Source organism: Pedobacter hiemivivus (assembly GCF_005144565.1).
Lineage (GTDB): Bacteria > Bacteroidota > Bacteroidia > Sphingobacteriales > Sphingobacteriaceae > Pedobacter > Pedobacter hiemivivus.
The window spans coordinates 96,710-109,538 of the sequence record NZ_SWDX01000013.1; the positions used below are offsets into that span (position 1 = coordinate 96,710).

Sequence of the window (12,829 nt, forward strand, 5' to 3'; positions counted from 1 at the left end):
TGAATAAAACTGTCATGTAAGTGAGGTAGCGAAGCTGTGCGTGTTTGACATTTTTTTCCAATTAGCTTTTGTAATCAAATAATTCTCATATGGAAAATCAATTCGGCTCCAGACACCCTTGGACCAGACGCTGGTTAGTTGTTTACACCCGTCCGAGATGGGAGAAAAAGGTAGACAGATTATTAAAAACGCAGGATATAAAATCCTACTGCCCAATTAGGCGGGTGAGCAATCAATGGGCGGACAGAAAGAAAATTGTTGATTTACCACTTTTTAGTGGTTATGTGTTTGTATGGGTTAGTGAACGTGAGGAATATAAAGTGAGGCAGACGCTAGGGGTGCTGAATTTTATCTATTACATGGGAAAGCCCGCTGTAATCAGGGATAGTGTAATAGATAAAATTGAGAATCTGATCAGCACACATTCTGATTATGAGGTCATCAATTCGCAAGAAATAAATCATGGCGACCGCATCCGCATTAAGAGCGGCATCTTTTACAACCAGGAAGGAACAGTTATCAAGGTGCATGGTAAAACTGTTTTAATGGTTTTTGATCATTTAAACTGCGCCCTGGTCTCCAATGTCCCCCTGGCTGATGTAATGTTGAACACGGCAATTTAGTTCGACTTACAGCAACAACAGATTTCAAACATTTAATCTTAAGCAAATGATTCCTGTAACCAAACCATTTCTTCCAAAGGAAGAAGAATTTAGAGAATATCTTGATAGTATCTGGGAACGTCAATGGCTCACAAATAATGGCCCTTTACTAAATGACCTTGAATTAAAACTTAAGGAGTACTTAGATATAAAACACTTGTTATATGTTTGTAATGGCACTTTTGCATTACAACTGGCCATTAGGGCCTTACAGCTTACCGGTGAGGTAATCACTACGCCTTTTTCTTATGTTGCTACCACAAGTAGTATTGTTTGGGAAGGCTGCAAACCTGTGTATGTTGACATAGACCCTGAAACTTTTAACATCGACCCATCAAAAATTGAAGCGGCAATCACATCTCATACTTCGGCTATACTGGCTACCCATGTTTATGGAAATCCATGTGATATAGATGCGATCCAAAAAATAGCTGACAAATATGGTTTAAAGGTTATTTACGACGGAGCACATTGTTTCGGCACGAAGTACAGGAATAGATCTGTATTTGAATATGGTGATATTAGTACTACGAGCTTCCATGCGACTAAATTGTTTCATACGATTGAGGGTGGGGCTGTTTTTACTAAGGATCCGGACTTGTTGAAAAAGATGTTGTACATGCGAAATTTTGGACATAATGGTCCGGAAACATTCGAAGGTCTTGGTGTAAATGGTAAAAATTGTGAGTTTCATGCCGCTATGGGGCTTTGCAATCTAAAACACGTTGACCAAATACTGGAAAAAAGAAAGGAACTTTCGCTACATTATTTTGAAAGATTAGAAAATGTAAAAGCAACTTTTCCAAAGCTAAATCGCGATAAAGATTATAATTATGCTTATTTCCCAGTATTGTTTGAATCGGAAACACTGAGACAAAAATGTATGGTGAAACTCGAGCTCGCTAAAATATATTGTCGCAGGTACTTTTCGCCATCTCTTGCCACCCTACCCTACGTTAACCATACGGATGTACCCATATGCGACGATGTAGTGAAAAAAATAGTTTGTTTGCCACTTTACCACACTTTAACGCTTCCAGATCTGGACTTGATTTGCCGTATCATCCAAAGAACACAAAATTATGAATTGGCAGCTCCTGCAGAGAAGAAAGATTTCGGACTGCAGATCGCGGATAAAATTGAAACAGAAATTAACGAACTCCTCCCCAAAAAAGATTCTCTCTCTTAAGTTTCTGCCATACAGGCATCTTACAAAATTCTATTCACCTTTTAAAATATAAGAATATGAACATTTCATTTTCACCGCCGTTTATTGACCAAAATGTAATTAATGAGGTAGTAGATTCGCTTAAATCAGGATGGATTACTTCGGGGCCAAAGGTAAAAGAGCTTGAGAAAGAGGTTATTCGCTTAACAAAATCCAAAACTGCGATCTGTGTAAATTCATGGACTTCGGGCGCAATCATGATGTTAAAATGGTTTGGCGTAAAAGAAGGGGATGAAGTTATTATACCTGCATATTCTTATAGTGCCACTGCGCTGTGTGTAATGCATTGTGGCGCCACTCCGGTTATGGTTGATATATCAGATGACCTAACCATAGATCCGCAGCGTATAAGGCAGGCTATTACTTCAAAAACAAAAGCAATAATCGCTGTTGATATTGCTGGTTGGCCATGCGACTACAATATGATCAAAGCTTTACTTAAAGGCCCCAAGGTTAGAAGTTTATTTGTACCGGATTCGGAAAAACAAAGAAAATTGGGTCGAATACTTTTAATTTCGGATGCAGCCCATTCTATTGGTGCAACATATATGGGACATTCTGCTGCAGTATGCTGTGACATTACCATATTTTCCTTTCACGCTGTAAAAAATATCACTACAGGAGAAGGCGGATGCATATGCCTAAATTTACCTGGTAATTTTGATCACGAAGAGGAATATGATTTCTTAAAGATATTCTCGTTAAATGGCCAAAACAAAGATGCTTACACCAAATCTAAAGGTGGTAACTGGAAATATGATATTTTATATAAAGGCTTAAAAATCAATATGCCAGACGTTTGTGCAGCAATAGGCCTGGCACAGATAAAACAATACAAAAATATTTTATTGCCAGCGCGTAAAACCATCGCCACAAAATATTGCGATGTTTTTAGTAGCTATAGTTGGTTCATCCCACCATCACTAGAAGATTTTACAAGAGAGACTTCTTATCATATTTTTCCTTTGCGCATAAAGAATATTACGGAAGCCCAAAGAGATCAAATTATTGAAGAAATCGTTAGCCATGGGGTAATTGTAAATGTCCACTTCATACCTATGCCTATGTTAACTTACTTCAAGAAAACTGGGTATAATATTGCCGATTATCCAAACAGCTATAAACAGTATGCTTGCGAGATCTCATTGCCTATTTATCCCAATCTAACTAATGAAGATACCGATTACGTTATTGATGCTGTGATCAGTGCAGTACAATTACAACTTAAAAACAACAAATTACAGCAATTATTACACGTGGAGTAATCAATCTACTTGAATCATAATTACACAAAAAAGGGGGCTGTATCATCTAAAAATGATACAGCCCCCTTTTTTGTGTTTTATAAGGCAAAAAGCACGCAAGTAAATCAAGTTGGAAATTTATGGCTTAACAACTCATTGTATTTTTCGAGTAGTTTGATGTACTTGTTCATCCAATAATTGACTGAGCTTGAAAAAGATTCCGGTGAACTGTTGTCTCCATTTGTAAATTGATTCATATTGCTTCCTATTTCGTCGTCAATACGAGCAAAATCGTCCGGAAATTCCTTTGAAAAGTCATACTTAATGGCATTCCCAATCTTACAGATAATCTCAAAGCTTAAAGATTCCTGATCAAACCAATTGTATATGGTTCTTCTACTAACATGTAATTTTCTTGATAGCGCACTTATTCCCATATGATCTCTCCTAACAGCGCGCTCAATTACTTTACCTACATTTAAATCCATGACAAATAATTAATTTAGTTCATAAATTGATGATATTAGAATTCACAGGGATGAATCTCTCTTGTAGTTAGTTAATAATGTAATAGTCTATTTTTTCATATCTCGAGTTTTTACTTTTATAATCAGGTATTATTTCTTTCATCTTTTTAACCATAGCATAATCGTTATTTAGGTTGTTAAGAAATAGTAATTCTTCAATTACCTCCTGCACATAACGAATGCTAAGACTAATTGTTTTAGATATTTTAATTTTTGGATGATAAGTAGCGATTATTTGCTCCTCTACAAGTAATAACTCTTCATATAACTTCTCGCCAGGCCTTAATCCAGTAAAAATAATCTTAATATCCTTGTCAGGAGATAGGCCCGCCAATTTGATCATATTAGTCGCTAAATCAACGATTTTAACGGGTTCACCCATATCAAAAATATAGATCTCGCCCCCATTCCCCATGGCCGCGGCTTCGAGCACCAATTGAACCGATTCCGGTATAGTCATAAAATATCTTGTTATTTCCGGATGCGTAACTGTAACCGGTCCGCCACGTTCTATCTGTGCCTTAAATCGAGGTATTACTGACCCGTTAGAACCTAATACATTGCCAAATCTGGTGGTAATAAATTTAGTTCTATTTTCGACTTTAGCATCTACCTGCTCTACTTGATCACTCGATATGGACAAAGCCCTATCATTGTTTAAGGATTGTATATACATTTCGGCAAGACGTTTGGATGCGCCCATTATATTTGTAGGCCGAACGGCTTTATCTGTTGAAATCATTATAAACTTTTCTACGCCAGACTCTATGGCTAAATCCGATAAGTTTTTTGTCCCAAGTACATTGGTTAATATGGCTTCAGACGGATTATTTTCCATCATTGGTACATGTTTATAGGCTGCTGCATGAAAAATGATTTGTGGATGGTATTCATCAAAAATGGCTTTCATTCTGGACCTATTCTGAATATTAGCCATTACTACATGTGTTTTTGCATGAGGAAAATCATCTTCAATCTCTAATTGCAAATCGTGCAAAGGTGTTTCTGCCTGATCGCAAAGGACAACGAACTCCGGATTAAAGTTTACAATCTGACGGACAATTTCTGATCCTATTGAGCCCGCAGCCCCAGTAATCAAAATCCGTTTTCCAACCATCTCTCTCAAAATATTACTTTTTGTAAGTACAATGGGCTCTCTATTCAATAAATCCTCTATTTTTAAGTCTTTAATTTGATTTGGCGTTAATTTACCATACAACCATTTATTAGATTGTGGTACAGTGACTACTTTTATGCCTAACTCAATGCATTTATCTAAAGTGCTTTTTTTACCATTTACGTTTAAATCATCACTTACAAAAAGGACCTTACTAATATTGAATTTATTCCTTAAGGTCTCGATGGATTTGGAATGATATACTTTTTTTTGTTCGATATATTTGTTTAGTTTGTCTTCATTATCATCAACAAAAGCGATTACATTTAACGCATTACCTTGACTGCCCTCTAAAGCCTTTTTAACTAAAATTGAATCACTACCGGAGCCATATATTAAAATATTCTCTTTCTTCTCGGTAGGCTCCAGTGCCCTTATGAAAACAAATAAGCTCTTTACAACGACTCTTAAAATAATTAATAATGATGATGATACGAAAAAATTCATAATCAATACTTCTGGAACCCATTTAGATGGCGCATAGAAGTGTAAGACTGAGCATACTTTGATTACAATGGCAAAAACAAAATTAGTTAACAATACTGCCATAAATATTCGAATAATATCTTGTGTATTAGAATACCTAATGATGCCAGTATGTATGCGCATGCTCATGAATACACCAACAGAGACTAAACTATATAACCCAATATAGATAAAGGTATTTATATAAAATAGCTGCGTATACTCGAACTTGTTAATTAACAAGAAAGACATAAAAAGAGTCCAAATAATAATAATTTGATCTATCAATAAGATCAACCAGCGCGAATACGTTTTGTCGCCGAACATTAGTTTTTTCATAAAAAAATAATTAGATTATTAATTGAAACAACTTCACGCTAAAACCTCAACCACAGCGCGATAAAGTGGAAAGAAATCAACATTCGTATCTTTATCAATCCCTTGTTGTTTAACCAAAAGGTCATAAACAGAATGATTAACGATATGCCGTAAACTTCTATAATCCAGAAATAGATCTGAGAATGAAGATTTCCATTTGAATAATGAATCTTCTTTTAAGCCAAGCCCCCCTCCAAGGTGCATATATTTCATTCCTTCATTTCGCCCCAACAGGCTAATTTCATCCACTAAAAATTTAGCAGGAGATTCCCTTAAATATGAACTTTTGGTTGCAATCAAATGTCCCTGAATAATGCCATGGGTAAAAGTAACAATCGTTCCACACATGATTTCATTATTGACACAAACCAATAATAAGCGACAATCAAATTCAGTTGAATTAATTAGATCAAGGAAGTACTGCCGATTAAACAAGTAGTAGTCTGTAGATTCAATACGTTGCATATTTTCTGCATACATTTCAATAAAGACATCAATATCCTCAAGCTCCTTGCTTTCTCTAATAAAAAATCCCTTTTTCCAACTTCTTTTTACCGAACGATAGGTGTCTGAATTATATTTTTTGCGTTGAAAATCAATAGGCAAAGTTAAGTCTAGCGCCACTGTCCTCCCGTTTTTATAAACCTCGTTAAAACCACTAACCAGTCTATCCTGATCAAAAAAAGGATGCAACCTGGAGAAGACCGAAACAATTTGCTCAGTTTCAAGGAAGTTTGAAAATGCTTTTTTAAAGTTATTTATCAGAACCTCACTTAAGTATTGATTCTCCTTATTGGCTATTGGTCCCACATAACCGTATACGGAACCTAAATCAAAAAAAGATGAGTCTGGAATCTTCCTCTTTAAGCAAGGAAATGCAATATAATCGCCACCTTCCTCGTAAACCAAAAGGATACCAATACCACTTTTGTCCAAGGCATGATAATGCCAGGTATGATAAAAATCATAAACAAATGCATTTTTGACATAGAAATCCCATTCCTTTTTTTGAGATAATGTAATTACTTTAATCATAACGCTAGTTTTTTCAGTACTACGGACACTATTCTTCTTGTTGAAGGGATCCCCTCCTATTAAGACAACTACGACAACAACTTTTCCAAAACTATATATTTACCTTTTCTTTCAAATTCATTAAATCCAAGCTTCTTACAGACATTCAATGCAGCTTGATTGTTCGCATTTACTTCAGTAAGGCATCTTTTAAAACCTTTATAAATTAAATCGACAAAACAAAAATCAACCAGCCTTCTTCCATACCCCATTTTTCGTGTTGAAGGTGAAACTACCGCCATTGATACAAACGCAAGTTTATTTTCGTAGTCGTTGGCGTAATATGCCAAGAAAGCAAGTAAAACATCGTTCTCCATTATAGAGATTAAACATCCCTTTTCGATGATTTTATCAATGTAACCATTCAAATCACCAAGTTCATATGTTCCACTGCCATCATTGATCAATGGATACATCATGTCGTAAATTTTTGATTTCATTTTGAGATTGGGTTTGAAACATAACAGAACAATCAGATTATTAACTCAAAACAGTTGTATGCTAAAACCTTAGCTACAGCACGATAAAGTGGAAAAAAATCAATAGTTGCATTTTTTTCAATTCTTTGTTTCTGAACCAGAGTCTGATAAACGGAATCATTAACGATATGTCGGAAGCTTTTATAATCCAGAAAAAGGTCGGAGAAAGATGATTTCCAATTAAATAAGGTATCTTCTCTAAAGCCTAGCCCACCACCGAGATGCAAATATTTCATTCCCTCTTTACGACCTAAGACCGTAATTTCATCTATTAAAAGTTTAGCTGGGGATTCAATTAGGTAGGCTTCTTTAGTGCCTACCAGATGCGCCTGAATAATGCCATGCGTAAAAGTAATGATCATACCACATACGACTTCATCTTTTAAACTCACCAACAGCAAACGACAATCGAAATCATTGGAGTTAATCAGATCAAAAAAGTATTGCCTGCTAAATAGGTAATAATCTGTAGAGTTAATGCGCGCCATGTTTTCCAAATAGATATCAATAAACGTATTGACATCTGCGTCCTGTTTTGTTTCTCTTATTGAAAAGCCTCTTTTCCAACTTTTTCTAATAGCACGATAGGTCGAGGAACTATATTTTTTACGTTGAGATACAATAGGCAAAGTTAAATCTAGTGCTACTGTCTTTCCATTTTCATAAATTCCGTTAAAACCACTCACCAGTCTATCTTGATCAAAAAAAGGATGTAACCTGGAGAAGACCGAAACTATTTGCTCATTTTTCAGAAAGTTTAAAAATGCTTTTTTAAAATTGCTTATCAGAGCTTCACTTAAGTATTGATTTTCTTTGTTAGCTATTGGCCCTACATAACCATATACGGAACTTAAATCAAAAAAAGATGAGTCTGGGATCTTCCTTTTCAAACAAGGAAATGCAATAAAATCTCCATCTTCCTCGTAAACCAGAAGAATGGCAACACCGCTTTCATCCAAGGTATGATAATGCCAGGTATGATAAAAATCATGAATAAAGGCATTCTTAACATAGAAATCCCATTCCTCTTTTTGGGATAAGGTAATTACTTTAATCATAATACTAGTTTTTGCAGTAAATAATACGGTTACAATTTTCCGCGTTAAAAAGGCCGACCTCCTTTAATTCAAGCTGTAGTGCTTCAGGAGATTTTCTTTATTTGATTCTTTATTCTTTTTCGTGGATCTAGTGAATATGACTTCTTTTTGCCGCCGGGCATCCCTCAACTTATATGTTTCATGATATAGCCATAGTGAAATAAACAATACTAAATAATTATCAAAATAGCTATGTTCTGTTAACATAAACAGGACCAACGAAAATGATAAGAAGAAAATTATTGGATTATCTTTAAAATAATGTACGCCCTTAACCAACAGGTATCCATACATCCACATGAAATAGAGTAAGGCAAAAATTCCTGCTTCACCCATGATCATTAAAAATGTATTGTGCAGGCTTTCTTTGCTAAACGAATGATATCCATTGCCCCAAATTGGATTGCTTAGAATTTTATCGTAATAGTATCTCCATGTTTCTGTACTGCTGGAGAAATCAAATTTATCGCCAAAAACTAGAAATACAACAAACAAAGCCACGCACATGGCTACTTTATAAATGTTCTTATAATGTACAAATACAGACAAAAGATTGATCAATAACCATATCAACAAAAATGTTCGTGAAAAAGTAACCAGACCAGCAATAGAAAACAAAATTTGCCCGGCTATTTTAAGCTTTTGATTTTCTATTGACAAACCGAAAATATAACCTAAAAGGCAGGCATAAGCAGCAAAATTTGCATTTAAATAAAAACCAGTGCTCCCCATTCCTATACCTACTACAAAAATAGCTTCGTAAATTATGCTTAAACTCCCAATAAGTAGCAGACAATATATATCCGTGTTTTTGACATCCCTTACTAAATTGGACACCATTATTATAAAAACAAAATACTTCATAAAAGTGACCAAAAGCATCTCGAAAAAGTGGGAGCTAACGATCAGGCAAATCAAAGAGAATAAAAGTCCAAATACAATAAAGGGGATTACGGGTTTATGATGATCTGTAGATAAGTAATAAATAATGATCAATAAAAAAGTGCTGTAACTTAAAATCGATCCAACTGCAGGGTTGATATGGACCATTAAATAACTCGGTAGATTACAGAAAATTAATAGCAAAATGAGTAACCTAAGATATTTCATGTTCGCATTTTTTTTAAATTGACTACAGTATGGTTAAAAACTCATTTTTGCTGATTGCCATCTTCATAAACCCATTTTTTTTATTTTCGCCTATAGATTCAAAACCTACTTTTTGATAGGCTTTCCAAGCTGGTACATTTAACGGATTTACTTCCAATGAAACGTTTTCCAAATTCAATTCTGAAAAAGCATAGGCTAATATGAGTTTTGTGGCACTTTGCGAAATACCCCGCCCCCAAAAGCTCTTTTCTCCAATAAATATATGGTAAGAGGCTTTTTCGCCATCAATATCGAGTAATTGAATATTGCCTATGTATTGATCATTTTCTTCTAAACAAATTGCAAATCTTTTTTCATTGACTCTGCTTAATTTAGCTTTCAGCCATTCTTCTTCTAGCTCTGGCGATATATACAGATCGGGCTGGTACTCGGTGTACTCCCATACTTCAGGATCATTACGCCAGTTAAATGATGTTTTGGCATCAGCTAATACCAATGGTCTTATGTATATAGGGGTCATATAATTTTAGTTAAAACATCTAGCATATAAGCCATATCCTTTAAATCATAACGATGATCCATCGGTAGGTAAATCACGTTTTTGGCTAACTTATACTCTAGTGTATCCTGGGTAGTCCATCTAAAAACATTAGGCCAATAGGTAGGAACAAATATTTTTTTCTCTATAAGTTTTGCTTTTACATCAGCTTTTGAAATCAATAAAGGATAAAGCATCGCTGGTGTTGAAGTTGGAAACTCCATACCTAACTCATTAATAGAGGATAATTTTTCGTGTAAGTAGTTAAAATTTTCGATGCGTCTATTTTTGCAAACTTGGTAATCAATATTTGAAAGAACAGCTTGTGTTAACGAAGACATTGATTTAATTTCATTACCGATAAAGTCCAGCTCATTCTCTATAAAATCGGCATAACCATGCTCTATACTATGATCAATGCTTGTAATCAAATGAGAGAACCGATTGGTAGAAATATCGTTTTCAGGGAATAAGCGTTCATCCGAATTGATTTGAAGATAGGCACCATCTGGAACGCCGAAAAATTTTCGACAAGAATAAAATGTGTCTATTTTAGGGACTGGTTCTGAAAAAAAGGCTTGCGCATTATCAATAATAAGATGAGGAACAGTATCGCTTAATTTCTTTACAGCATCTTGTTTTAGCCCAAAGTAGTTATTGTATACAACACATTCTGTTGATCCAACTTCAAAATCAAATATGGGTTCCAACTGCTCATCAATATGGTAAAATTGATATGGGATATTCAATTTTACCATAGGCTCCAGTAAAACTTCGCAAGTAAAGTATGGGATATATACTTTCGTGTACTTTTTAACTTCGAGAATGTACTGCAAAGCATTTCTTGAGGTATTTAACTTGATGAGATCTGGATAATATTCCCTACCATTAGCGAGATGTAGTTGAAAATACCCGCCCATACTTTTAGTTTGTGACTTTTGCGTTTGCATACCATCAATATTGATTAGTTTTTTTTACCCTTGTCCTGGTTGATACATTCTTAAATGAACCGGTTGATAAAATTCATATAGATTTGCTGGGATGCGTGCATTATAACCAACGACTTGTCTCAAATTTTCACTAAGCGTTTTTCCAAATTCATATCCCAAGAATCGCGGAAAATCAAATTGAGGCTTAAAGAAGGGTTTAGTAAAACTTAGCGTAATTACTCTTCGTGGGTTTTCTGTATAGTTTTTACCCGCAGCATGCCATAAATTAGAGTCAAATAAAATAATACTGCCTCTTTTTGCAATTGCCCGGTCAGCATGTTTATAGAAATATTCATCATCGGGTTTAACATCCTCTTTATGTGAACCAGAGAGTAAATAAGTTGCACCATTGTCAAGAGTAAAATCATCTAACAACACAATCATTTGTATCATCATTTTTAAATTGCCAGTAAAGGTTCTCAAATCACGATGTACATTTTGAACATATGGACGGTCATTTTTCATATTAATAACCCCACTCATTCCGTTTAAAATATATTTTCCATCTAAAAAATGGCGCATTTCTTTGTCACAAAACATTTGTTCTAAAAAATATAATCCAAAATTGTCTCGCTCTAATACGTGATGGAGTGTTCCCTCCATACTGGTATCAATGCCATTTTCTATTTGAATCTGACGCCTTGTATCATAAGCACCAGTAAAGTCATTTATTATTCCATCTACCAATTCCTCACTTAAAGCATTCTCATAAACAACCCAGCCATATTGACCAACTGCACTTTCGAAATCAGCTACAGTAGCTTCCGCGTAGTTAAATTTATTTTTCATGAGTATATAATTTAGTTCTAAATACTTCTGTACAAGGGGAAATAATTACTATCTGGATTGACCTTTTTTTGCTCAACCAATTGATCATAGGCCTGTTCATCAGCAATATAACACCAGATATAATCTTCTAAAAAGAGATCAGAAAATAGCGATTTAAACATGAATAAAGTATCTTCCTTACCTCCAACACCACCACCCAAATGAAAATACTTCATACCAAGCGTTCTCCCAATTACACTAATTTCATCCGTTAATAGCTTACTTGGAGATAAGTGGATGTGTGACGCACTAGTTGCCGATAAGTGATTTCTAATAATGCTGTCTGTCCATATTATGGTGGATCCGCAAATCATTTCATCACCATCGTATATCAATATTAAGGTACATTTTAAGTCTGGGTTATTAAGTAAGGAAGTAAAATATGCTTCATCAAAAAAATAGCTTTTATCGGCTGAAAGCCTTAACATATTTTGATTGTACATGCTGGTAAATAGCCGAATCTCTTCTTGTGTATTGGCTTCTTTTATGAGGTATTCCTTTTTCCGAAGTTGACGGATTTGTCGATATAATCTTTTATCATATCTTGCTCTTTGCTCTTCTAATGATTGCGTCAAATCCATATATATAGTCCTTCCGTTGCTCCGGAGCCCCCCTATTTTTTCTAATAAGAAAGATTGATTGATAAATGGATTTAATCTGGAAAACACACTTATAGCTTGATTTTCCTTCATAAAACTGAAAAAAGAATTCTTAAAGTTTTCAATCAAGCTATTGCTAAGTGCCTCAAATTTTTCATTAGAAATAGGGCCAGCATATCCATAGCTTGAAGTAAAATCGCTATAATTTACAGGCTCAATCCTTCTTTTTAGCAGAGGTAAAGCAATGAATGTTTCTCCCTCTTCGTAAACAAAGAGAATTGGGTCTCCTCTTTTATCTAAAGTGTGATAATGAAGGGTATGGTAAAAATCATAATTAACTGCTTTTCTGACATAATTAAGCCATTTATCAGGGCTTTCACTCGTAATTACTTTGTATTCCAGAGCGGGTAAATAATTTTCTATATGAGCCATTT

13 protein-coding genes are annotated in these 12,829 nt (G+C 34.8%); 3 read left to right on the forward strand and 10 right to left on the reverse strand.

The window, feature by feature from the left end; genetic code table 11:
* Positions 1-89: 89 nt before the first annotated feature.
* From FBD94_RS23480 to FBD94_RS23490, 3 genes are read left to right on the forward strand one after another with little or no spacing between them, the layout of a single operon-like run.
* Complete coding sequence (locus tag FBD94_RS23480; protein WP_131610621.1) at positions 90-623, forward strand: UpxY family transcription antiterminator; 534 nt, start codon at positions 90-92, stop codon at positions 621-623.
* A 46-nt stretch (positions 624-669) separates the two neighbouring features.
* Positions 670-1,851: a DegT/DnrJ/EryC1/StrS family aminotransferase gene (locus FBD94_RS23485; protein WP_131610620.1), complete on the forward strand. Its 1,182-nt coding sequence runs from the start codon at positions 670-672 to the stop codon at positions 1,849-1,851.
* A 56-nt stretch (positions 1,852-1,907) separates the two neighbouring features.
* A complete protein-coding gene (locus FBD94_RS23490; RefSeq protein ID WP_131610619.1) occupies positions 1,908-3,155 on the forward strand; it encodes a DegT/DnrJ/EryC1/StrS family aminotransferase in 1,248 nt (415 codons plus the stop codon).
* A gap of 104 nt (positions 3,156-3,259) precedes the next feature.
* On the opposite strand, the gene FBD94_RS23495 is transcribed toward FBD94_RS23490, so the two are convergent.
* The 10 genes from FBD94_RS23495 to FBD94_RS23540 all read right to left on the reverse strand — a co-directional run bounded on the left by FBD94_RS23495 (position 3,260) and on the right by FBD94_RS23540 (position 12,827).
* Positions 3,260-3,622: a helix-turn-helix domain-containing protein gene (locus FBD94_RS23495; protein ID WP_131610618.1), complete on the reverse strand. Its 363-nt coding sequence runs from the start codon at positions 3,620-3,622 to the stop codon at positions 3,260-3,262.
* A 67-nt stretch (positions 3,623-3,689) separates the two neighbouring features.
* Positions 3,690-5,642, reverse strand: coding sequence for a polysaccharide biosynthesis protein (locus FBD94_RS23500; protein ID WP_136882037.1), 1,953 nt, complete (start codon positions 5,640-5,642; stop codon positions 3,690-3,692).
* 33 nt (positions 5,643-5,675) lie between these two features.
* The gene (locus FBD94_RS23505) at positions 5,676-6,716 is read right to left on the reverse strand and encodes a GNAT family N-acetyltransferase (RefSeq protein ID WP_136882038.1); all 1,041 of its coding nucleotides are present in this window, start codon (positions 6,714-6,716) and stop codon (positions 5,676-5,678) included.
* Between the two features lie 68 nt (positions 6,717-6,784).
* Positions 6,785-7,195, reverse strand: a complete 411-nt coding sequence (locus tag FBD94_RS23510; RefSeq protein ID WP_136882039.1) for a GNAT family N-acetyltransferase — start codon at positions 7,193-7,195, stop codon at positions 6,785-6,787.
* 32 nt (positions 7,196-7,227) lie between these two features.
* Complete coding sequence (locus FBD94_RS23515; RefSeq protein WP_131610614.1) at positions 7,228-8,292, reverse strand: GNAT family N-acetyltransferase; 1,065 nt, start codon at positions 8,290-8,292, stop codon at positions 7,228-7,230.
* A gap of 63 nt (positions 8,293-8,355) precedes the next feature.
* The gene (locus FBD94_RS23520; RefSeq protein ID WP_131610613.1) at positions 8,356-9,381 is read right to left on the reverse strand and encodes an O-antigen ligase family protein; all 1,026 of its coding nucleotides are present in this window, start codon (positions 9,379-9,381) and stop codon (positions 8,356-8,358) included.
* An 82-nt stretch (positions 9,382-9,463) separates the two neighbouring features.
* A complete protein-coding gene (locus FBD94_RS23525; protein ID WP_131610612.1) occupies positions 9,464-9,961 on the reverse strand; it encodes a GNAT family N-acetyltransferase in 498 nt (165 codons plus the stop codon).
* Positions 9,958-10,929, reverse strand: a complete 972-nt coding sequence (locus FBD94_RS23530; protein ID WP_136882041.1) for a hypothetical protein — start codon at positions 10,927-10,929, stop codon at positions 9,958-9,960. Before FBD94_RS23530 ends, FBD94_RS23525 begins: the two co-directional genes overlap by 4 nt.
* A 24-nt stretch (positions 10,930-10,953) precedes the next feature.
* A complete protein-coding gene (locus tag FBD94_RS23535; RefSeq protein WP_136882042.1) occupies positions 10,954-11,757 on the reverse strand; it encodes a phytanoyl-CoA dioxygenase family protein in 804 nt (267 codons plus the stop codon).
* A gap of 17 nt (positions 11,758-11,774) precedes the next feature.
* The gene (locus tag FBD94_RS23540) at positions 11,775-12,827 is read right to left on the reverse strand and encodes a GNAT family N-acetyltransferase (RefSeq protein ID WP_235884634.1); all 1,053 of its coding nucleotides are present in this window, start codon (positions 12,825-12,827) and stop codon (positions 11,775-11,777) included.
* Between the last annotated feature and the right edge of the window lie 2 nt (positions 12,828-12,829).

Coding starts and splice junctions, on each gene's coding strand:
- FBD94_RS23480 (WP_131610621.1), top strand. CDS start 90: ATGGAAAATCAATTCGGCTCCAGACACCCTTGGACCAGACGCTGGTTA.
- FBD94_RS23485 (WP_131610620.1), top strand. CDS start 670: ATGATTCCTGTAACCAAACCATTTCTTCCAAAGGAAGAAGAATTTAGA.
- FBD94_RS23490 (WP_131610619.1), top strand. CDS start 1,908: ATGAACATTTCATTTTCACCGCCGTTTATTGACCAAAATGTAATTAAT.
- FBD94_RS23495 (WP_131610618.1), bottom strand. CDS start 3,622: ATGGATTTAAATGTAGGTAAAGTAATTGAGCGCGCTGTTAGGAGAGAT.
- FBD94_RS23500 (WP_136882037.1), bottom strand. CDS start 5,642: ATGAAAAAACTAATGTTCGGCGACAAAACGTATTCGCGCTGGTTGATC.
- FBD94_RS23505 (WP_136882038.1), bottom strand. CDS start 6,716: ATGATTAAAGTAATTACATTATCTCAAAAAAAGGAATGGGATTTCTAT.
- FBD94_RS23510 (WP_136882039.1), bottom strand. CDS start 7,195: ATGAAATCAAAAATTTACGACATGATGTATCCATTGATCAATGATGGC.
- FBD94_RS23515 (WP_131610614.1), bottom strand. CDS start 8,292: ATGATTAAAGTAATTACCTTATCCCAAAAAGAGGAATGGGATTTCTAT.
- FBD94_RS23520 (WP_131610613.1), bottom strand. CDS start 9,381: ATGGTCCATATCAACCCTGCAGTTGGATCGATTTTAAGTTACAGCACT.
- FBD94_RS23525 (WP_131610612.1), bottom strand. CDS start 9,961: ATGACCCCTATATACATAAGACCATTGGTATTAGCTGATGCCAAAACA.
- FBD94_RS23530 (WP_136882041.1), bottom strand. CDS start 10,929: ATGCAAACGCAAAAGTCACAAACTAAAAGTATGGGCGGGTATTTTCAA.
- FBD94_RS23535 (WP_136882042.1), bottom strand. CDS start 11,757: ATGAAAAATAAATTTAACTACGCGGAAGCTACTGTAGCTGATTTCGAA.
- FBD94_RS23540 (WP_235884634.1), bottom strand. CDS start 12,827: ATGGCTCATATAGAAAATTATTTACCCGCTCTGGAATACAAAGTAATT.